Origin of the sequence: Sphingomonas sp. ATCC 31555 (genome assembly GCF_000282895.1) — a bacterium.
Taxonomy (GTDB): Bacteria; Pseudomonadota; Alphaproteobacteria; order Sphingomonadales; family Sphingomonadaceae; genus Sphingomonas.
This window is the reverse complement of sequence record NZ_ALBQ01000027.1, coordinates 1-22,100: the sequence shown is the minus strand read 5'-3', so window position 1 is coordinate 22,100 and position 22,100 is coordinate 1. Positions and strand designations below refer to the sequence as shown.

At 63.6% G+C, this 22,100-nt stretch carries 10 protein-coding genes and 5 pseudogenes; 10 read left to right on the top strand and 5 right to left on the bottom strand.

Annotated elements, in window-relative coordinates; all coding sequences use genetic code 11:
- Positions 1 to 95: 95 nt before the first annotated feature.
- The 3 genes from B215_RS0112815 to B215_RS0112805 all read right to left on the bottom strand — a co-directional run bounded on the left by B215_RS0112815 (position 96) and on the right by B215_RS0112805 (position 5,106).
- Entirely contained in the window at positions 96 to 3,131 is a 3,036-nt protein-coding gene (locus B215_RS0112815) for a TonB-dependent receptor (protein ID WP_236704495.1), read from the bottom strand.
- Positions 3,132 to 3,340: 209 nt separating this feature from the next.
- A complete protein-coding gene (locus B215_RS0112810; RefSeq protein WP_236704494.1) occupies positions 3,341 to 3,979 on the bottom strand; it encodes a GDSL-type esterase/lipase family protein in 639 nt (212 codons plus the stop codon).
- Positions 3,980 to 4,131: 152 nt separating this feature from the next.
- Positions 4,132 to 5,106, bottom strand: a complete 975-nt coding sequence (locus B215_RS0112805) for an alpha/beta hydrolase (RefSeq protein WP_026009222.1) — start codon at positions 5,104 to 5,106, stop codon at positions 4,132 to 4,134.
- Positions 5,107 to 5,279: 173 nt separating this feature from the next.
- Between B215_RS0112805 and B215_RS20105 the strand changes: the two genes are divergently transcribed.
- The 5 genes and pseudogenes from B215_RS20105 to B215_RS20905 form a co-directional block, all read left to right on the top strand.
- A complete protein-coding gene (locus tag B215_RS20105) occupies positions 5,280 to 7,487 on the top strand; it encodes a WD40/YVTN/BNR-like repeat-containing protein (RefSeq protein WP_236704493.1) in 2,208 nt (735 codons plus the stop codon).
- The gene (locus B215_RS0112795) at positions 7,484 to 9,115 is read left to right on the top strand and encodes a DUF5597 domain-containing protein (protein ID WP_050990179.1); all 1,632 of its coding nucleotides are present in this window, start codon (positions 7,484 to 7,486) and stop codon (positions 9,113 to 9,115) included. Before B215_RS20105 ends, B215_RS0112795 begins: the two co-directional genes overlap by 4 nt.
- A gap of 35 nt (positions 9,116 to 9,150) precedes the next feature.
- Positions 9,151 to 12,021 (top strand): TIM-barrel domain-containing protein, encoded by a 2,871-nt coding sequence (locus tag B215_RS0112790; protein ID WP_019370042.1) that lies wholly within the window; start codon positions 9,151 to 9,153, stop codon positions 12,019 to 12,021.
- A 2-nt stretch (positions 12,022 to 12,023) separates the two neighbouring features.
- Positions 12,024 to 13,634 (top strand): alpha-L-fucosidase, encoded by a 1,611-nt coding sequence (locus tag B215_RS0112785; RefSeq protein WP_019370041.1) that lies wholly within the window; start codon positions 12,024 to 12,026, stop codon positions 13,632 to 13,634.
- A 266-nt stretch (positions 13,635 to 13,900) separates the two neighbouring features.
- Positions 13,901 to 14,708 (top strand): annotated as a pseudogene (locus B215_RS20905) (IS3 family transposase); the annotation flags it as partial.
- A 208-nt stretch (positions 14,709 to 14,916) separates the two neighbouring features.
- Here B215_RS20905 and B215_RS0112770 read toward each other — a convergent pair.
- Positions 14,917 to 16,213, bottom strand: a pseudogene (locus tag B215_RS0112770) (IS110 family transposase).
- Positions 16,214 to 16,366: 153 nt separating this feature from the next.
- Between B215_RS0112770 and B215_RS20900 the strand changes: the two are divergent.
- Positions 16,367 to 16,633: pseudogene (locus B215_RS20900) on the top strand (integrase core domain-containing protein); the annotation flags it as partial.
- Between the two features lie 99 nt (positions 16,634 to 16,732).
- Here the strand turns inward: B215_RS20900 and B215_RS20090 are convergent.
- A pseudogene (locus B215_RS20090) lies at positions 16,733 to 17,629 on the bottom strand (beta-N-acetylglucosaminidase domain-containing protein).
- A gap of 64 nt (positions 17,630 to 17,693) precedes the next feature.
- Between B215_RS20090 and B215_RS0112755 the strand changes: the two are divergent.
- The 4 genes and pseudogenes from B215_RS0112755 to B215_RS0112740 all read left to right on the top strand — a co-directional run.
- Positions 17,694 to 17,843, top strand: a pseudogene (locus B215_RS0112755) (IS3 family transposase); the annotation flags it as partial.
- A gap of 317 nt (positions 17,844 to 18,160) precedes the next feature.
- Positions 18,161 to 18,463: a hypothetical protein gene (locus B215_RS21375; RefSeq protein WP_019370036.1), complete on the top strand. Its 303-nt coding sequence runs from the start codon at positions 18,161 to 18,163 to the stop codon at positions 18,461 to 18,463.
- Positions 18,464 to 18,618: 155 nt separating this feature from the next.
- On the top strand, positions 18,619 to 20,682 hold the full coding sequence (locus B215_RS0112745; RefSeq protein WP_019370035.1) for a TonB-dependent siderophore receptor: 2,064 nt from the start codon (positions 18,619 to 18,621) through the stop codon (positions 20,680 to 20,682).
- Positions 20,682 to 21,833 carry a PepSY-associated TM helix domain-containing protein gene (locus B215_RS0112740; RefSeq protein ID WP_019370034.1) on the top strand — a complete coding sequence of 384 codons (1,152 nt, stop codon included), beginning with the start codon at positions 20,682 to 20,684 and terminating at the stop codon, positions 21,831 to 21,833. Before B215_RS0112745 ends, B215_RS0112740 begins: the two co-directional genes overlap by 1 nt.
- Positions 21,834 to 22,100: the final 267 nt, after the last annotated feature.

Below are 22,100 nucleotides of genomic sequence, written 5' to 3'. Positions count from 1 at the left end.
ATTCTGCCGATCGAGAGCCGAGTTTAGGCGGAATCGGCGGGCGGAAAAAGGATGCCCCCGGGCCAGAGGTCCGGGGGCATGGGATAGAAGAGTTGTTAGAAGAGCGTACGGAATAGGAAGGCGAAGCGCCGATCGGTATCCGTCCAGCCGTAACGCGGCTTCAGGCTGGGATCACCCACATCGAGGAAGGTCCGCGAGTTGAGCAGATTGTAGCCCTGTACACCGATCTTCACATTCTTGGTGAGCGAATAGAGGATCGATGCGTCCAGCTGCCCGTAGCTTTCCGACCAGACCGGATAGTTGATGTTCGCGGCCGAGGTTGTCAGCAGATAGTGCGAACGCCAGTTATACGCCGCACGAGCCGAAATTCCGTACTTTTCGTAGACGAGAGCTGCGTTGTACGAGTACTTCGACAAGCCCTCCAACGGCAGATTCAATCCTGCGTTGGTTGTCTGGTTCGGATCGAACACGTTCACCGCCGTGTTCCTGCCACCCGACGAATCGACGAAGGTGTAGTTGCCGCTGAAGCCTAGGCCTCCCAGCGCCCCCGGCAGCATGTCAAAGAACTGGGTGTAGCCGATCTCGAAGCCCTTGATCTTGCCGCTGGACCCGTTGGTCTGCTGCGTCACGTCGAAGGTCAGCGTCTGGCCGTTCGACGTAAAGGTCTGCTGCGTCAGGCCGGCAAAGATATAGTTCGAGATATCCTTGTAGAAACCGGCGAACGTCAGGCTGTTCGATCGACCGAAGTAATACTCGAGGCTCACGTCGAACTGGTTGGAGCGGGTGGGCTTCAAGTTCGCATTGCCGGCGCTGCCAGTGAACGGCGTCAGTGTCCCGTTAACGCCCGTGCCGGTGCCGATGCCGGTGACCGAATCAAAGCTATAGCCAAGCGATACGTATGGATTGAGCTGCGCGAAGGTCGGTCGAACGATCGCCTTCGCCGCGGCAAGACGAAGCTGCAGATTTTCCTTGAGAAAGAAGCGCAGGTTCAAGCTGGGCAGCACATCGGTGTACGATCCGTTGCCCGTGGTCGGCTGGGTGATCGTGCCGCCGGCGAAGCGGAATGCCGCTGCATAATTGGCGCAATCGGTTGCGTTTACCGTCTGGCCGGCACGCGGGCCGGTGGTGATGGGCGTGCCGACAACGCAAAGGCCAGGCGACGAGGTCGGCGCGCCGATGGTGATCGGGGTGCCGCTTGAGCCGGTCTCGGTACGTACGACCCGCACGCCGATATTGCCGTCGAAATGGCCGAGGGGGCTCTGTTCCATGCCGAAGCGCATCAGGGCATAGCCGGCATAGGTCTTTTCGGTCTGGTCGTTGATACCGCCCGGGTTCGTGCTGTAATCGTCGCTCAGCGGCGCCCAGCCCCAGCCGTTCGACAGCGTGCTCTTCAGATAGTCATACGCGTGCGCCGTGCCATTTTGCACGAGGCTTGCCGACGGGAACCAGAAACCCGCGCCCGGTTGCGGTGCCTTGCCGCGGAAGAAGTTGTTGTAGTTCACCAATTGCGTCTGATTCGGCAGGCCAGCATTCTGCGGACCGCCTGGATAGCCGGTCTGGTTGAGGAACACCGCGCTGCCCGGCTGCCAATATTGCGCCGAGAGCAGGCCCCAGTTGTAGGTGCTCTGCCGCGTGGTGGCGGAGCGATCGGTGAAGCGGCCGCCGACGCGGAACGACTTCAGGAAGTCGCTGTCAGTGAACGTGTACTCGACGTCGGCGCGGGTTGCCCACTCGTCTGCCTCATTGTCCTCGATGTGGTCCATCGCGGCAGCCCACCAGTACAGATTCTTGTCGGTGAGCGACTGGGCGCTGTTCGTCGGCGTCATCGTAATCGACGGATCGTCACTGCTGAAATCGAACGCGATGGTCGTCGGGATGTTGGCGCCGGTGAATGCCGTCATGCTGTACACCTTGGCGGTGGACTTGATGTACTGGAGATCGGCGCTGACGGACCAGTTTTCGTTCGGCGTCCAGCGCAGGTTGCCCGAGAAGTCCTGGGTCTTCTTGTCCTGGCTGCCGGCGCGGGTGTCGAGGTTGAGGTTGCGGTTCTGGATGACGCCCGACTGCAACTCGCGGTTCGGCCCGAACTGGTAGGTCGAGTTGTCCGACCCCGGCATGTCATAGTCGCCGATCGCGTATTCGATGTCGCGCGGCGTCGCTTTCGAAATCAGCGCTTCGAAGGTCAACTGCAGCGTGTCGCTCGGCTTCCACTGGAACGAACCGTCGAACGCGGTACGCTTCTGCTGCCAATCGATTCGGCGGAAGCCCATGCCGTTGGGGATGAAGACGTTGGTGCCCGCAGCCAGACCATCCTGCGGTGCAGTCAGTGTGCCGCGATCGTAGCGACCTGCCGTGATGCTGTCAGTACGGTTGCCGATGTTGTTGAGCGAATAGCTGAGCAGCAGCCCCATTTCGCCGAGCGGAGTCTGCCAGCGGCCGCTGGCAAGCGCATTGCCCGACCAGAAGGTCTTCTTGCGCAGATCGGCGTAATTGGCGTCGCCGGACAGGGCAAAAACATAGCCGGGGGCGTCGAAGGGCTTGCGGGTGCGCAAGTTGATGATGCCGCCGATGCCCCCTTCAACGAGGTCGGCCGACGGGTTCTTGAAGACGTCGACGCCGACGAGCAAGTCGGCGGACACGTCTTCAAAGGACAGCCCGCGGCCGTTGTTCGCCGAGAAGACGTCGCGGCCGTTCAGTTCGGAGCGGACCCAGGACAAGCCGCGGATGAACACGCCACCGCCTTCGGACGACAAGCGGGCGGGATCGCGATTTTCGTTGGTGCGCTGGAGCGTAACGCCGGGCACGCGCTGCAGCGCTTCCGAGACCGATCGGTCGGGAAGGGCGCCGATATCCTGCGCGGTGATCGAGTCGACAACCTGTTCGGCGTCCCGCTTGCGATTGCGCGCGCTCTGCAGCGAGGCGCGAATGCCCGTGACCACGATTTCCTGTGCTGCGTCGCCTGCCGTGGCATCCTGCGTGGCGGCTTCGCTACCCTGCGGCGCGGCTGCTGCCGTCTGCGCTAGGGAGGTTCCGGGCAGGATTGCCAGTGACAACGTTGCCAGCGAGGCGCCTGCGCGCAGGGCTGCGCCAATGGACGTCGAATTCAAAGATGATGTGAAACGGTAGGTCACTGGTCCCCTCCTGCGCCGGAGCGCTATCCCGAATGGTGAAGGCCGGAGCGCTCCGTCGAAAGCGCCTGCACGGCGGTACCGGTGTGGTCCCGGCATCCCATGTTTGCGCTACCATCGAGTCCGATTTATCGCAACAATAATGTGAAACCGAAGTTTACGAATGAAACTACGTTATCGTTAACACATTTAATGTCTTAAAAATCAGATGCTTACTTGATTTCGCTGGTCGCGGAAACGATCGCTGTCGCGACAATCGGCACCATTAAGGCATAGCCTGCATCGAGGGGATGAATGCCGTCCCGTGTCAGTTCGGCGCGCATAAAGCCGCGCTGATCGGCAAGCGCGGCATCGTAATCGGCGTAGGCGAAGCCCCGTCGCATGGCCATGGCGCGGAGTCGGGCATTGATCGCCCGCAAAACGGCGGGTCGGCGCTCCTTGACTACCGCGCGGGCGGCTTCGCTATAGTCGTTCACCGGCAGGATGGAGCACAGCACGACGGCAATGCCGTGCGCGGAAGCGATGTCCGCCATCGCTTCGATGTTCGCGACGATAGACTCGGGGCTTTCGACCTGGAGAAGTCCCGTGACGTCGTTCACGCCACCCAGAATCACCACGGCGCGGGGGTGAAGTGCTACCACATCCTGTTCGAAGCGTACCAGCATCTGTGCCGTCACCTGCCCACCGATGCCGCGGTTGATATAGTGCTCGTTCGGGAAGCTCTGGGCAAGGTCCCAGCCGTCGGTGATCGAGTCCCCGATAAACACGACGCGCTGCTCGCCCTCTTTAGGCGGCGGCAGCGCGGCGTTGGCCGGCGCGTACAGGTAACGCTCGCCGAAGTCCTGCATCATGGTCGGCACAAGCTTGGCGCGGAAGGGGCCAAGCCAGGGACCCCATTGCCGATCGTCCGCCTCCGTGCGCCGCTCCGGACTGGAGCGATAGGCGGGCTTAGGATCATTGGCGCCACCGGCAAGCACAAGGGCGAGCAGCGCCGCCGCACGGATCATGCTGCCAGAACACCGCTGCGTCGCGCATAGGCTGCGAACAATGTCGGCCAAGCGGCGGCGGGTACTGTTTTTTGCAGGCGAACGCCGAAGCCGTGGCCGCCCTGATCGAAGGCGTGGAGTTCGGAAGGGCACTGCGTGGCCAGAGCCGCCTGGTACAGTGCCAAGCTGTTGGCGATCGGCACCAGCCCGTCGTCGCTGGCATGGGCGAGGAAGAGCGGCGGGGTGTCACCGGTTACACGATTCTCCACCGAAGCCTGGCTGAGCGCTTTAGGATCGGCGGCAGTGCCGAAAAGATTGTCGCGGGATCCGCCGTGCGTGAACGATGCCGACAGGCTGACCACCGGATAAATCAGGCCGGCGAGATCGGGGCGTGCGGATTGCTGGTCGGCCGCGTCAACCGGCGCGTAAACGCGCTCTGCATGGCGAGTTGCAAGGCTGCCGGCGAGATGGCCGCCGGCCGAAAATCCAAGCGTCAGTACGCGCTTGGCATCCACGCCATAGCGCGTGGCCGAAGCGCGGATCAGGCGCAGCGCGCGTTGCGCGTCTGCGAGCGGGACGATCGATCGGTTGCTCCACCCTTCGGTGGGAAGGCGATAGTGAAGGATGAACGCAGTCACCCCGATGGCGTTGAGCCAACGGGCCTGTTCCTCGCCCTCGTTGTCGATGGCAAGAAAGCCATAGCCGCCGCCGGGAATGAGCATCACTGCAGTGCCATTGGGCTGGGGCGGGCGCCGCACGGTCAGCGATGGGCGGCCGATTCCGGTTAGCCAGCGATCGTTAAACGCCGGATCCTTCGAGCGTTGGTCGAATTTGGGGGTGGGCAACGTCGCCGGGGCGCCTGGCGGCGAATCCGGCCAAAGTGGCAGCACGTCTTCGGCGACTGCCTGGAACGCCTGGGCGGGCAGCGCGGCGGCGCCGGCTGCGGCGGCCATACCGGCCAGCAAGTGCCGGCGATCAAGGTGCTGTGTCATCGTCTTTTCCTCCCCGGTGTCCGCGATGCCAAACAGGATTGGCGCCTATTGTAGCATGCATCCATCTGTAAAAGTAATTTTCAGATCAGCGGTTTCTTTCTGCTGCTGGTAGCGCTAACCTGTCCACGACGGATCGTAAACCGGCAACGTTGTCGGATGCGGGAGGGAGAGGAATGGGGCGTTTCATGTCGCTTGGCATGCTTGCGGTGCTGGCCGTTTCGGCCGCGCCTGCTATTGCGCTGGCGCAGAAGGCCACCCCCTATCGCTGGACCAATGTGACGGTGGGTGCCGGGGGTTATGCGCCGGGCATCGTCTTCAGCCCGGCCGAGCGGGGCCTTGCCTATCTGCGCACGGACATGGGCGGGGCCTATCGCTGGGATTCGGTGGCAATGCGTTGGGTGCCGCTGCAGGATTCCAATGCCGTATCCAGCTATATGGGGATTGAGAGCATTGCGCCCGATCCGCGCGACCCGGCAATCGTGTACATGGCTGCAGGGATGAGCGCACGCGCGCCGGCGGCGATCCTGCGCTCGGCCGATCGGGGCAAGACGTGGCGTGTGACGCCGGTGCCGTTCGAAATGGGCGGCAACGAAGCGGGCCGGGGGCTCGGCGAGCGCCTGGCGGTAGACCCGAACCGCACCAGCACCTTGTTCTTCGGATCGCGGCACGACGGCCTGTGGCGGAGCGATGATGCGGGTGCGCATTGGAACAAGGTTTCGTCGTTTCCGCTGTCGGGGCTAGGCACGCCGGCGCCGCGCCAGACCCATGGCGGCGTGGCATTCGTGGTGTTCGATCCCACTAGCGGCACGGCCGATCAGGGTTCGAAGCGAATCTGGGCAGGCGTCGCAGATCCCGGCGCCATGCATCTCTATCGCTCTGAAGATGGCGGAAAAAGCTGGATAGCGGTTTCCGGGCCCGCGCCGGAAATGCTGGCCGTAAAGGCCGCCATCACCAAGGATGGGACGCTCTACGTCGGCTACGCCAATGGCATCGGGCAGAGCGACGCGCTGCAAGGCGCGCTGTGGCGCTTCTCGCCCGAGGGCAAGGGACAGGCAGTCACGCCACCCGATCATCAAGAGGGCGGCATCCTGGGTGTCGCAGTGGCTGCCTCCGCAACGGGAATCATCGCGATCAGCACGCTGGATCGCTATCGCCTGGGGGACACGCTATGGCTGTCGCGCGACGGCGGGGCGCACTGGACCGATCTGGGGCCCAAAAGCCGCCGTGATGTTTCGGCGTCGCCGTTCCTGCTACACGAGGGAAAGGGTGCCGACTTCGGCCACTGGATCACCGGTCTTGCGATCGATCCGTTCGATCCTGCGCACATCGTCTATACTACCGGCGCGACTGTATATGCGACGTCGACGCTTGGCGCCGCCACGATCCAATGGGCACCCTGGGTGCGTGGCATCGAGCAGACGGCGATCATCACGCTGAGTTCCCCGACGGGTGGTGCGCATCTGGTTTCCGGCTTCGGGGACCTGGGCGGTTTCGTGCACGATGACTTTGCGACGTCGCCGCAGCCGACTTTCGCGAACCCGTATCTGTCGAACACCAACACCCTCGATTATGCCGGGCTGAAGCCGAACGTGATCGTGCGCAGCGGCAGTCTCTACGCCAACCGGCCGCGGGATGCCTCGCTCGGTCGGTCGGAAGATGGTGGTCGGAGCTGGGTGCCGGTGAAGGTACCGGCGATGGGCAGTCCGCCGGCGCGTGCTGACCTAAACGGCGAAGCGGCGGTCAGTGTATCGGCGGACGGCAGCGCGATGTTGGTGGCGGCGCCCGAACCTATGCTGACGCGCGACGGCGGCAAAAGCTGGGTGCGGGTGGAAGGCTTGCCGGGCAACACGCGGGCGACCGCCGACAAGGTCGATCCCGGGCGCTTCTATGCCGTGACCGACGCGCAACTGCTCGGCTCGCGTGATGGCGGTGCGCATTTTGTGGCGCTGCGAGGCCACGGCCTGCCGGCGAACCTGTCGGCAGCGCGCATCCATAACCGCGAGCAACAGTCGACGCTGATCGCTTCGCCGTTCGTGGCGGGCGAGCTCTGGCTCAAGCTCGGGGGGCAGCTTTGGCGCAGCACAGATGAAGGCGCATCGTTCCAGCCCGCCAGCGGCGCCCTGCAGGTCGATCTGTTCGGGCTCGGCAAGGGCAGCGGGCGGGTGCCGACGCTGTTTGCCGTTGGCACGATGGACGGGCTGCGTGCGGTCTGGCGCTCCGACGATCTTGGGAAAAAATGGATGCGGATCAACGATGACGGGCACCAATGGGGCCTGCGATTTCGTGTGATTTCAGGTGACCCGCGCATCGCGGGCCGGGTATATCTCGGCACTGACGGGCGCGGACTGTTCTATGGCGATCCGGCAGGGGAGAGGAAATGAAACCATTGCGCATTCATGGCGCGGCGCTTGCGGCGCTGCTCTCGGGCGCGCCGCTGGCAGTGATGGCGCAGACTGCCACGCCGGTGCCGCACATTCAGACGAAGAACGGGCGCCATGCGCTGATCGTCGACGGCGCGCCGTTCCTGATGCTGGGCGCGCAGGTGAACAATTCGAGCAACTACGCCGAGCCGCTGGCCACCACCTGGGAGGTGCTGGACCGCATCCACGCCAACACCGTGGAAGTGCCGATCGCCTGGCAGCAGGTGGAGCCGCGCGAGGGGCAGTTCGACCTCAGTTTCTTGCAGACACTGCTCGATCAGGCGCGCGCGCACGACAAGCGCGTGGTCCTGCTGTGGTTCGGAACCTGGAAAAACACGAGCTATAGCTACACCCCCGATTGGGTGAAGTTGGACGCGCAGCGCTTCCCGCGGATGAAGACGCGCGACGGCAAGGATCATGGTGTGCTGAGCGCGCATGGCGTGGAGACGCTGAAGGCCGATACGCGCGCTTTCGTCAAAGTGATGGAGTATTTGCGCGACCATGATCCGCAGAACACCGTGATCCTCGTCCAACCGGAGAACGAAACCGGCAGCTATCGCAACCCCCGCGATTATTCGGCCGAGGGCAACCGGCTGTTCGGGCAGACCATCCCGGTCGAACTCGCGAAGAAGACTGGCAAGCGCGGTACCTGGAGCCAAGCGTTCGGCGCGCAGGCGGACCGCGCGTTCAACAGCTGGTACGTCGCACGCTACGTCAATGCGATCGCGGCGGCGGGGAAGGCGGTGAAGGCGCTGCCGATGTATGTAAATGCGGCGCTCGCCGGCCCCTCCAACGTGCCCGACCCTAGCGGTGTAGCGAGCGGCGGGCCGCAGCAGGATGTGCTGGACATCTGGAAGGCAGCCGCCCCGGCGCTCGATTTCGCCGCACCTGATCTCTACGATCGCAGCAGCGAGAACGTCTCGCTCTACCTCGAAAAATATGCCCGTCCCGATAACGCGCTGATGGTGCCGGAGATCGGTAACGCGCGCGATTTCGCCCGCTTCTTCTACGAGGCGCTGGGCCGCGGCGCGATCGGCTTCGCGCCGTTCGGGATGGACGCGACGGGCTATTTCAACTTCCCGCTCGGCGCGCGCGACCTCGATCCGGCGACGGTGGATGCCTTCGCGCTGCCCTATCGCACGCTGGGCAGCATCGCGCGGGACTGGGCACGTATCGCCTATACCCGCCCGACCTGGGGCGTGGCCAAGCCGGACGACAACAAGCCGCGCAGCACCACGCTGGGCGGCTGGCAGATCACCGCCAGCTGGGGCGAGTGGCAGTTCGGCATGAAGGAGTGGACCTTCCTCAAGACCGATCCCGCACCCTGGGGCGCGGAGAAGATCGGCGGCGTGGCCGTCGCGCAGCTTTCCGACAACGAGTTCCTGGTGGTGGGCGACCATGTCCGCGTCACCTTCTCGGCAGCGGAAGGCAGCGCTCCCAACGGCATCATGCTGCGAGCCGAGGAAGGAACTTTCGTCGACGGCAAGTGGCAGACGACGCGAATCTGGAACGGCGACCAGACCGATTACGGGCTCAACCTGATCGATCGACCACAGGTTCTGAAGGTTACCATGGGCCGCTATCGTTGAGCGGCAGAAATAGAAGAAACGCAGGAGGTTTGGGCATGAAGAGGGTTTGGATTGCGGCGCTGCTGGCAGGCAGCGCGATGACGTCGGCGCAGGCGGCGCAGGAAAACGGCTATAGCCGCACCGACGGCGGGGTGGTGGTCACACCGACCGGCGGCGCTGCCGCCAGGGTGGAAGTGACCGTGCACGGCGACGGCATCTTCCATGTCGTGGCGCTGCCCAAGGGCGTCGATACCGGCACGCTCGCCCCCAGCCTGATGGCGCCCAATCCGCCGGCCGCCGGCGCGTTCGAGGTGTCCCAGGCGAATGGCCATGTGCTGGTGAAGGCCAAGCGCGCCACCGCCGATGTCGAGCTCGCCACCGGCCGTGTCCGCTTCACCGATGCCAAGGGCCGCGAGCTGCTCGCCGAATCCGGCCAGACCGCGTTCAAGCCGGTGACTGTCGAGGGCAAGCCGTTCGTCTCGATCAGCCAGCAGTTCAACCGCGGCACGGACGAGGGGCTGTACGGCCTCGGCCAGCACCAGAATGCGCAGATGAACTATAATGGCGAGGACGTCGAACTCGCCCAGCACAACATGGACATCGCCGTGCCGTTCGTCGTCTCGACGCGCAGCTACGGTCTGCTGTGGGACAATGCGAGCATCAGCCGTTTCGGCAATCCCAAGCCCTACACGCTGGTGGGCGAGGGGCTGAAGGTCTCCAGCGACGGCAAGCCCGGCTGGAAGGCTGAATATTTCCTCGACGGCAAACCGGCGGTCACCCGCCAGGAAGCCACGATCAACTACCAGTACATCAAGGACCAGAAGAACTGGCCGGAAGCGGCCAAGGCGCAGACCGTCGCGGCGACGGGCGGCCAGAACACCGCCGGCAACGCGGTGCAGAAGCAGACGGTGGTGTGGACCGGCGACCTCCAGCCGGAGGTGACCGGCACCCACAAGTTCCAGCTCTATGGCTCGAGCTACTACAAAGTCTATGCCGACGGGAAGCTGGTGCTCGATCGCTGGCGGCAGAACTGGAACCCCTGGTACGCCAATTTCGACCTGCCGATGGTCAAGGGCAAGCCGGTGCAGATCCGCATCGAGTGGGAGCCGAACGCCGGCTACATGGCGCTGCTCCACAATGACCCGCTGCCCGCGCAGGACCGCCATTCGGTGTGGTTCACCAGCGAGGTCGGCCAGGCCAAGAACTATTGGTTCGTGCCCGCCGACACGCTGGACGGCGTGATTGCCGGCTATCGCCAGATCACCGGCAAGGCCGAGATGATGCCCAAATGGGTCTATGGCTTCTGGCAGTCGCGTCAGCGCTACGACACCGCCGCCGAGGTGACCGGCGTGGTCGACAAGTACCGTTCGCTGAACATCCCGCTCGACAATATCGTACTCGACTGGCGCTACTGGCGCGACGACGACTGGGGCAGCCACAATTTCGATCCGACCCGCTTCGCCGATCCCAAGGCGATGATCGAGAAGGTCCACGATCAGCACGCGAACTTCATGATCTCGGTCTGGCCGAAATTCTATCCAACGACCGAGAACTACAAGGAACTGAATGCGGCCGGCGCCGCTTATCAGGGCAATCTGCGCCAGGGGAACAAGGATTGGGTGGGGCCGGGTTACGCCAGCACCTTCTACGATCCCTATTCGGCCGAAGGACGGCGGATTTTCTGGAAGCAGGTGCAGGCGAAGCTGGGCGTGCTAGGCACCGACGCGTGGTGGGCCGACGCCAGCGAACCAGACATGCACTCCAACCTTTCGATTCCAGAGCGTATCGACACGATGGGGCCGACCGCGATTGGGCCGGCGGAGCAGTATTTCAACAGCTATCCGTTGATGAACGCTCGTGCCTTCTTCGAAGGCTGGCACGGTTTCAAACCGGACGTGCGGCCGTTTCTGCTAACCCGTTCGGGTTTTGGTGGGCTGCAACGCTATGGCGCTGCAATCTGGTCCGGCGACGTCGCCAGCCGCTGGTATGATCTGCGCGCGCAGATTTCGGCCGGCGTCAACGCATCCATGTCGGGCATCCCGAATTGGACGCACGACATTGGCGGCTTCGCGCTGGAGGACCGGTTCGCGACCAAGACGCCGAAGCCGGAAGACCTCGCCGAATGGCGCGAGCTCAACCTGCGCTGGTTCCAGTTCGGTGCGTTCAGCCCGCTGTTCCGCAGTCACGGCGAGTTCCCGTACCGCGAGATCTACGAGATTTCGCCCGAGGGCTCGCCGATGCGCGCGTCGATGGTGTGGTACGACCAGCTTCGCTACCGGCTGATGCCGTACATCTACACGCTGGGCGCCGACACCTATATGAAGGACGGCAGCATCATGCGCGGGATGGCAATGGACTTCCCGGCGGACGCGAAGGCTCGCGATATCGACGACCAATATATGTTCGGCGATTCCTTCCTCGTCGCGCCGGTGACCGAGTACAAGGCGCGCAGCCGCACCGTGTACTTCCCGGGCGCAGGCACCTGGTACGACTTCGCAACCGCCAAGACCTATCGGGGAGGTACCGTCGCAGGGGTGGCGGCGCCCGAAACGAGGATGCCGCTGTTCGTCAAGGCCGGCGCGATCGTGCCGATGGGCCCGGTGACGCAGTATGTCGATCAGCAGCGCGATGCCCCGCTGACCATCACCGTCTATACTGGCGCGAACGGCCGGTTCTCGCTTTACGAGGACGACGGCCGCAGCGAACAGTACAAGTCGGGCGCGTTCAGCCGCATCCCGCTGACCTATGACGACAAGGCCGGCACGCTGACGATCGGCGCGCGCGAGGGCAAGGGCTGGTCGGGCATGCCCACAGCCCGCAGCTTGCGTGTGAAGTGGGTGAGCGCCGGAAAGCCGGTGACTGACGACAATGGCTTTGATACCGAAGTTCGGTATCAAGGTGGTCTTGTCGTGGTTCAGCGGAGGTAGCAATGATCGGATCAGGGTGGCGGCGTCGCGAAGTTTTGGCGGGGCTGGCCGCCCTGCCGGCAGTGGCGCGCGCACAAGTTGTGGCCCAGGGGCCGGTTCAGGCGAACTGGCCCTCGCTGGTGGCGAACTACCGCTACCCTGATTGGTTTCGCGATGCGAAGTTTGGCATCTGGTCGCACTGGGGGCCGCAATCGGTGCCCGAGCAGGGCGACTGGTATGGGCGGCATATGTACATTCAGGGCCACCCGGCCTCGGATTTCCATCGCAAGACCTATGGTCATCCCGCCGATGTCGGCTTCATGGAGGTGCAGAACCGCTGGACTGCCGAGCGTTGGGACCCCGACAGTCTCATGAAGCGCTTCGTCAAGGCAGGCGCCAAGTACTTCGTATCGCTGGCCTGCCATCACGACAATCTCGACTGCTATGACAGTACTCATCATGGCTGGAACAGCCTGCGGGTCGGGCCGAAGCGCGACGTGGTCGGCACCTGGGAGAAGGTGGCACGCGCGCACGGGCTGCGCTTCGGCGTTTCCAACCATGCCTCGCACAGCTGGCACTGGTACCAGACCGCGTATGGCTATGACGCCGAAGGTGTGCGCAAGGGCGAGCGCTACGACGCCTATCGCCTGACCAAGGCCGACGGCGCAGGCAAATGGTGGGAGGGACTGGACCCTCAGATCCTTTACACCGGCAAGCATATGCCCGCCCCCGACGGCATCGAGACGATGCAGGCAATGGGCAAGTGGCACGAGCAGCATGACGGCCAGTGGCTGGAAACCGTGCCCCCGGGGGACATGGACTATGCTCGCCGATGGTTGCTGCGCCAGGTGGACCTCGTGACCAAGTACAAGCCTGATTTTTGCTATTTTGACAATTACGAGCTGCCGTTCGGCCCGATCGGACTGGCAGCAGTGGCCGATTACTATAACCGCTCGATCGGGTGGCACGGCAAGGTCGACGTCGTCGCCACGGCCAAGAAGCTCAATCCTTATGCACGTTTCGGCCTGGTGCAGGACGTCGAGCGTGGCTTTTCCGACCATCTGTGGGACGAGCCGTGGCAAACCGACACCTGCCTGGGCGATTGGTTCTATCAACGGAGCCTCTATACCAACAAGGCGTATAAATCGGCGAACGACGTGCTGCAGCGGCTGGCCGACGTGGTGTCAAAGAACGGCAATCTGTTGCTTTCCGTACCTCAGCGCGGCGACGGTACGATCGACGCGGAAGAAGAGAAGATCCTCGACGATATCGGCGCCTGGATGGCGGTCAACGGCGAGGCCGTGTTCGGCAGCCGGCCGTGGCAGGTGTATGGCGAAGGGCCGACCCAGCTTGCCGCGGGGATGCAGAACGAACACGCATTCAAAGGCTTCACCGAACAGGATGTGCGCTTCACCACCAAGGGCGACGCGCTGTACCTGTTCTTCCTCAAGGCCCCGAGCGCGCCGGTGACCGTGCAGGCGTTGGGGCCGAAGGCCGGCCGCGTGGCACGGGCGCGGCTGCTTGGCGGTGGCGATGTGGCGTTCCGGCAGAGCGCTGCTGGTTTGACGATTACGTTACCCCACGGGCTCGGCATTGTTCCCGTGGTGAGGATTGATGGGCTACGCCGCACCTGAACCTTGCCCCATGCTGCTAATCGGGGGAAGCACGGGGGCACCGGCGCCGCATTGGCTGCCAACGTCCTACGATTGCGGCGTTGGGCATCGAACCAACTTGCTTAGGTGGTGCGACCAATCGCTGTCACCTGTCCCCCAAGGCTAATTAGGGCACTTTCGGCCGCTCCGCCGCCGCCGTCCACAGCAGCGTCGGTACATCCGTTGACGTGACCCCCGTTTTTTCCTCCATTTGGAGCTAGAGTCCGGCCCCGGAAAGGGACGGACAGATGAAGCGGAAGCAGTTTTCGGAAGAGCAGATCATCGGCATCCTGAAGGAAGCCGAAGCAGGCGCGGTGGTGACGGATCTGTGCCGGCGGCATGGTATGTCGAGCGCGACCTATTACGCTTGGAAGGCCAAGTTCGGTGGCCTGGAGGTATCCGATGCGAAGCGGCTGCGGGCGCTCGAGGAGGAGAACGCCCGACTCAAGCGGCTGCTGGCGGACACGATGCTCGACAATGCAGGTCTGAAGGACCTGCTCACAAAAAATGGTGACGCCTGCCGCGAAGCGGGAAGCGGTCGCGTATCTCCAGACGGCGCTGGGGATGAGCGAGCGGCGGGCGTGCACTGTCGTCGGTGCGGATCGCACGAGCATGCGGTATCGCTCGTGCCGGGAGGATGATGGCGACCTGCGGTCGTGTCTGCGCGAGCTTGCGCAGCAACGCCGACGGTCCGGCTATCGGCGGCTGCACATCCTGCTGCGCCGGGACGGCATCACGATCAACCGCAAGAAGACCCAGCGGCTTTACCGCGAAGAGGGTTTGACGGTGCGTTGCAGGAAGGGCCGCAAGCGCGCCGTCGGCGCGCGGGCACCTGCGCCCGTGCTGGCGCTCCCCAACCAGCGCTGGAGCCTGGACTTCGTCCATGATCAGATGGCCACGGGTCGCCGGTTCCGCATCCTCAACATCGTCGACGACGTGACGCGGGAGTGCTTACGGGCGGTGCTCGACACGTCGATCTCGGGCAAGCGGGTGGTGCGCGAACTGGCCGCTCTAATCGCCGAGCGCGGCGCGCCCAGGATGATTGTCAGCGACAACGTCCTAGGTCGGGAAGCAGCGGCGGAAAACGGCCAGCAGGTCTCGTTGCGCCGATGGCGATCAGCGCTATGCGGTTCTGATCCAGATGGCTTCCATCGTCAAGGAAAGCGCTCTCGGCCATAGCAAACACAGGATCCAGCGTCCGAGCCGGTCGTGGTCCTCACCGTCCTTAAAATGAGATGCGGATGCCAGATGGAAGGCCCGAACATTATCTACAGGGTCGCCGTAGCGCCCTCACGGCACAGCAGAGAGGGGTCCTTCCATCTGGTGTCCGCCCGTTCGACGAACGGACGGTACTCGGTTCCCGTTTTGATGACGGCGTGCGCGACGCGCGCCATCTTGGCGGTGAGTGCGGTCATGGCCTTGCGGCGGCGATCCGGGTCGTTGCCGTGTCCGGCCACGTACCGACCCAGCTTGTCGCGGAAGCTGTTGTCGCGCTGGCGAATGGCAACCTGAGTCGCCATCCAGAAGGTGCGGCGTAGCCGGGCGTTGCCATACTTCGACAGCTTGGTCTTACCGCGGAATGTGCCGGACTGGCAGGTCGCGAGATCAAGTCCGCAGAACTTGAGGAACTGCCGGTGGTGGGCGAAGCGGCGAAGATCGCCGGCTTCGGCAAGGATGGTCAGCGCGTTGATCGGCCCGATCCCGGGAATCAGGCGCAGGAGCTGATAATCGCGGTTGTCGCTGAGCAAGGCATGGGCCGTTCGCTCGATCTCGTCGCGTTGGCGGATCAGGCCTCGAGCCTGGGCGATGACCATGCGGAACATGGCTATCGCCACGCTGTCTTCGTCGACCGGCAGGGCCACGGAAGCACAGGCTGTCGCGTAAATATCGTTGATCAGCCGGGCCTTGGAGACCTTGCGACCGACTAATGGCCAGACCTCGTTCGTGAATGCCTCCTGGCCCAGTGATGTCATGCTCGCTGGCGTGGGGAAGCGCTCGAGCAAGGCCAGGAACCAATCGGACCGGCTGTTGCCAGCGAAGCGCTCGATCTCCGGAAAGTACAACGGCAGGTAGTGGGTCAGGATCCGGTGCCAGGTCTGGGTCTTGGCCTTGGAAATGGCCTCGTGCGTCTTCGACATCTCCTGCAGATCGTTGATGCCGGCGGCGAGCGGGTCGACATAGCGCTGGGTGGCGCCGATCCGCAGCATGTGCAGGATCACCTGCGCGTCTTTGGAATCGTTCTTATCCCAGCCATTGTGCAACGCCTCACGGGTCCGGGCCAGCGCGACCGACGAAATCAACCGCAGCTCGAAGCCCGCGGCCAGCAGCCGGTGCGCCAGGGTGCGATGGTAGTTACCGGTCGCTTCAAAGCCGACGACAATCCGCCGCCCGATCTCTCCAAGGTCCGCTGCGAGGCGATCGTAGTCCGCCTTGGTTGCCATCACGGTCATCCGCCGCCGGCGACCGCCTTCCGGACGTTCGATCAGCACCTCTTGGCGATGCTTTGACATATCGATGGCTACCAGCACGGCGTCGGTGGGGTTAGAACTGCGCTTGGTCATGGTCGGTCAATCTCCAAAGTGTTGAGTCGACAACTTCACTTTAGAGATCTGCTGGCCGGTCATGGCCGCCTTGATGAAGCCCGCGGGCGCTACGCGCCCTTGCCTTCAACAAGGCAATCCGGCTCTTCGCGGGATCGGTTCCCAATGTGCTACGGAACCGAGCTCACCTCTAACGCGGTGCTGGCGTGGTCGGGCGATGCCGGTGTCGAGTGGCACTATATCGCGCCGGGCAAGCCGACGCAGAACGGGTTCGTCGAGAGCTTCAACGGTCGCATGCGCGACGAGCTGCTAAACGAGACGCTGTTCTTCACGGTCCGCCAGGCGCGCTCGATCCTCGCGCGCTGGGTCGATGATTACAACACCGAGCGGCCGCACTCCTCGCTCGGCTACGCCACACCGGCGGCGTTCGCCGCCGAACTCGAAAAGCAACGGGCGGGGTTAACCCCGCCCGTTGCTTCGCCCGCGCTCCTGCGCGACAATAACGGTCGGTCCTGGTTGCAGCTGGATGAAAGACAGGGGTCACGTCACCGTCACGAAGCGGTCCAGCACGCTGTCTGCGATCTGGATCAAGCCATCGAACCGGATCGCGCCCTTGATCGTCGGTATCGCGGCGGCTGCTGTGGCAAGCTGCTGCGCCTCTGCGAAATAGCGCGTGGCGGCGGGCTCGCGACGGTTAGCCGCGTCTAGCCCGGCGGCGGTAAGCTGCAAGACGCGTCCCCAGACTTGCATGGCATCCAGCCATGGTCGCGACTGCTCAACGAAACGGTGGTCTACGGTCGCCGCGCGGATGCTAGCCGGCGCGCGGGCGAAATCGTCCGCGATATCGACGAATGCGCTGAGTGCAGCCTGACGAGCAGCTTCGTTTCCTCCCTCGAGCGCCGCGCGGACGCCGTCGAATGCTGCCTTCAGGGCAGGGGCTTGTTCCTGCCAGGGGTGGCTGCCGAAGGTAGGGGCCAGATGCTGCGTGTCGAAAAAGACCAGCAGCGAGTGGGGGGCGCGATCGTCCCCGCCGGCGACCTCGCTAGCGGCATATTGCCAGACGAGGTCGGCGTCATAGCCCCGATCGTTCCACGCGAACGCGGCCACGCCAGTTATCGCAACGCGGGTCGGCACTTCCTGGTTCATGGGATTGGAAAGGATGCCGGCTAATTCGCTAGCTAGATAGGCCCGGCTCGCGGCGGGTATAGGGCGCGAGTGTTAGACGTCCCTGGTGGTCGCATAATCGTTGACCGGATAATTGTCCCACAACAACGTTTTGCGCCCGAACGCCTCTTGGGCCGCCTTGGCGTCATTGATCGAAATGGATTGCGGGACGACATCCGTTCCCGTCCACTGCACGACGATCTGCGAATCCAGCTGCTTGCCGAGCCCACTCTTATAGCTGCTTCCCTTAGTTTCGTAATATTCGGTGGGCACCATGATTGAACCGCACCGGGTCTGCCGGAGGCATTGGGTTGTGAGTCACGCTGCCATATCGATGCGGTCCTTCGAAGCCGTCGAGTACGCCACGCTCGAATGGGTGGACTGGTTCAACCACCGGCGGCTGCTCGAGCCTATCGGCAACATCCCGCCTGCCGAAGCCGAAGAACAATATTATGCTGCCGCCGGCAACATCGATATGGCAGCGTGACTCACAACCCAATGCCTCCGGCAGACCCGGTGCGGTTCACTATTCGCTAGAACGATCCAGAAGGACTTTTCGGCAAATGGCCAGTTTTTCTCGCTCGCGATCGCTAACAGCGCAGGAATTGAATGACTGCTTTTCGGGTGGAAGCCTCCATTCAGTGGACAGATTTCGAATGGCAGGAAATGGGACGAAGCGGTCGTTCCAGAGCGATAGATCGAACGGCAGCCCTCACCAGGAGCCGACTTTCGGCAGCTGCATGGCCGGCATCCCAGAACGACAGAATGCGAGCCGGTACACGAGGCCGCTGCGCGGCTTTCGTGATGGCGATGACCAGCATGGCTATGTTGCCGGGCCGCATGAGGAGTTTCCTCTTCGATCTCCTCCCGGTGCACGATATCCACGCGGATCGGCTCGTCCTGCACGCGGCTGCCTGTTCGCGTTGCCTGCACGACGATCTCAGGACTTTACGGGCATCGGCCTGCGCAAGCGCCAGCGTCGGCGGTAGCTCCGAGAAGCAGCAGGAAATGCTGGGATTCATCGACCCACACGCTCGAAAAATAGCCTTCAATACCACCCCCCGTTCGATCCAAATTGGGATCACGGGCGCTTCATTGGGTCTGTAGCAACTACAGGGTAAAGCGGCTTGATCAACGCTTGACTTGCTATTGATTGGCGTTCGCAGCGCTGCTAGGCGTTCTCCATAATCAGAATGGGGATCGACGTGACAAACAGGCATGCGCCGGTGGTTCTGGCGTTTGGGGCGATAGTCGGTGTGGGCATGGCGCATTCCGCTGCAGCACAGACCACCACTAGCGACAGTGACGCGAAAGAAACGATCGTCGTCGTCGGCCAGCGCAGCCAAGCCTATGTCAGCGACGTTGCCACCGCGCCGCTGCGCATCGATGCTTCGATACTGGAAACGCCGGTGTCTGTCTCAACGGTGACGGACAAGCTATTGACAGATCGCGGGCTGACCAACCTCAACGCTGCCGGTGACACGGTCGCCGGGGTGCAGCGTCAGACCGGCTATGGCTATGCCTTCTCCACTTCCTACGTCATTCGCGGATTCCGTACCGATGGGGCCGCAAGCACCATCAACGGCTATCGAGAGTTCGGCTTCACCACGGCGCGCGACCCGATCAACATCGCCCGAGTCGAGTTTCTGAAGGGGCCGGCGTCGGTCCTGTATGGCAGCTCGTTCGCCGTAGGCGGGCTCGTCAACTATGCCACCAAGACACCCGTCGACGAGACCTTCGCGGAAATCTCGGGCCAAGCCGGCGACATCGACCTGCGCCGCCTGACGATCGATGCCAATCTGGCGGACAGCCAGCAGCGTGGCGGCCTGCGCGTCACCGGGGCAATCGGGCAGGAGGGACAGCTTCAAACCTTCCGCGAACGATCCTATCGCTTCGGCAGTGCCGTCGGCACGTGGCGCCTCGCCCCGGATGTGAAAATGCTGGTCGAGGGCTATGGCTTCGACGGCGATACTGCGGCGCGGGACGGAGACGGCTATTATCCCGATGCCGTGTTCCTGAGCGTGCCCCGCGACTTCAAGACCGGCGAGCGCTTCTCGCGCGGCAATCAGTGGAGCTGGGGCGGACGGACCGAACTGGAATGGAACCTCGATGCCGATACGAGCCTGCGCGGTGGCGCCTTCTACAACAAGGCGGGACAATCCTATTTCGGGGTGCGGCCGGACTTCAGCGAACCCATTTCCGCCGACGGTCGCTTCCTCAACCGCAACGCCTCGCGCGGGAGCGACAAGCAGCAGGATCTGACGCTGCTGTCGGAGCTGCGCACCGGCGTGACCACCGGCCCGGCGCGGCACAAACTGTTGGTGGGTGTCAGCTACAGCGACTATGATTTCGGGCCGTACGAGTTTTTCGACGCCCCCCTGGCGCCGCTGGAGATTGCCAACCCGATCTATGGCCTGCCAGAGCCGCGCGCCGATCAGTTCGTCAGCAATTATCCGGCGCAGTCTTACGGCGCGCAGTCCACGGCGGTGTACCTGCAGGATTTCGTAGAGCTCGGCCCGCAGGTGCGGCTGCTGGCGGGGCTACGCTACGACGAGGTACGCTCGCGCTACGAAGATGTGACGCAGGTCTTCAACCGGCAGACGGAAAACGCCTGGTCGCCTCGTCTGGGATTTGTCTATCTACCCGTTCCAAGCCTGTCGCTGTTCGCCAGCTGGAGCCGCTCGTTCGTACCGAACAGCTTCGGTCGGTCCGCCGATGGCGGCCTATTCGTCCCCGAGCGCGGCGTGCAGTCGGAAGTGGGCGCGAAGCTGGAGATGCTGGGAGGCAGGCTGTTCGCGACCGCTGCCCTGTTCGAACTCAAGCGCCGCAATATTCTGACGACTGATCCGAACGATCCGAACTTCAGCATCGCGGTTGGGGAACAGCGCAGCCAAGGCGTGGAGCTGGAATTGCAGGGCACGCCCATGACCGGGCTGCAGCTCACGGCAGCCTATAGCTATACCGATGCGAAGGTGACGCGCGATAACGATGCCTCGCTGGTTGGCGATCGCCTGCCGCTCGCTGCGCGCCATGTCGGGAGCCTCTGGGGGCGGTATGACACGCGCCTGACGCGCAGCTGGAATGTCGGCGTCGGCGGGGGCGTCTTCGCTTCCACCAGCCGACAGGCAACCCTGCCGAACAATGCCCTGACGCTTCCCGGCTATACCCGGGTGGACGGTGCCCTGTATTTCACCGGCCAGAAGGGGCTCCGCGCGCAGATCAACGTCGATAACCTGTTCGACGCCCGGATCATCGATAGCGGCGGCTTCTTCCTGCTGCCGCAACCCGGGCGGACGGTCCGCATGGGTATCACCATCGGCTTTTGATGAACAAACGGCATCCACGACGGGTCTTGCGCGCGGCACATCGCTGGCTGGGACTTGTCGTGGGCCTTGCGTTCATCCTTCTGGGATTGACCGGCAGTTTGCTGGTATTCCACCGCGAGATCGATCACTTCCTGCTGAACCGCGATTGGTGGCGGGTGGAGCGCGCGGCGCCTTCTCTGACGCTTGCCGAACTCGCCCTCCGCCTGCGCGAGCAGCGGCCTAGCGCGAAAGGCGTGGGGGTCGACCGCCCCGCCTTCTCCGGCAGCGCGCCGAGTGGCTATTATGAAGTTCCAGGTGCCAGCGGCGAGACCCGGTTCATGATCGCCGCGCTTGATCCGGCAACCGGGCGGATTCGGGGTGAATATGCTTGGGGGGTGCTGCCACCGGGGCGGCGCAACTTCATGTCTGTCGTCTATCGCCTGCACTATGAGCTGCTCGCCGGTGCGACCGGCCTGACGCTCGTAGGCGTATTGGGATTGGCCACGCTGCTGCTCTTGGCCATCGGCTTGTATCTTTGGTGGCCCCGGCCTAGGCGCTGGCGGCAGTCGCTCCGCCTCAAACCCGGCGCGCCCCCGGTTCGGCGGCAGTTCGACCTACATGGCATTTTCGGTGCGCTGGGCGGCCTCGGGCTGGGCATTATTGCCTTGTCTGGCGCCTACATGGCGTTGCCGGGACCGTTTCGCGCCGCCATCGGCGCCGTCACGCACCTTACGCCATTTCCGCAAACGCCGCATATAACAGCCCTGACCGCCGCCCCGCCGGCCCGTGTCGAGGCAGCCATTCGCCCCTCGCTCGAACATGCCCGCTACGACAGCTTCGCGCTGGGCGACGCCGGCCAGCCGCATCGCCTCACATTCAGGGAGCCCGGCGACCCGCGAACCGACTATGGCAGCACCGTCATTTTCGCCGATCCCGCGGATGGCCATGTTCTCGCCCATCATTCCCCCGCCCGCATGTCCACGGCCGACTTGGTGCTGCGCTTCCAGTTCCCGCTTCACAACGGCCAAGCGCTCGGTCAGGCGGGTCGGATACTGGTCGCTGTGCTCGGCATCTTGCCCATCGGCCTGTTCGTAACCGGGCTACGCCTCTGGTGGCTCCGGCGCTCGGCACGCTCCCGCGCCTCAAAGGCTCCGCAACGGGCCACCGCGTGATGTTGCGCAGAGCGGGGGCGAAAGATGAAAAGCAATCGCCCGAACACGGGACTGCAGCCGTGCGGCTGCTTGAAGGCCTTACTGAACTCAGCGACTACTTTTGGGAATAGCCGCCGTTCGCAGGTCCTTCGCTTAACGACGTAATCTGGTCGGCAGGCGCCGCAAGCGAACGCCGGATCGTGGGACATTTATGCCGTCCCTCGCGACTTGTCGACCGGCAGGTTTTGGTCGAGGCTGTGTAGAAACGCTCCCGAGGTGTAAGGCGCG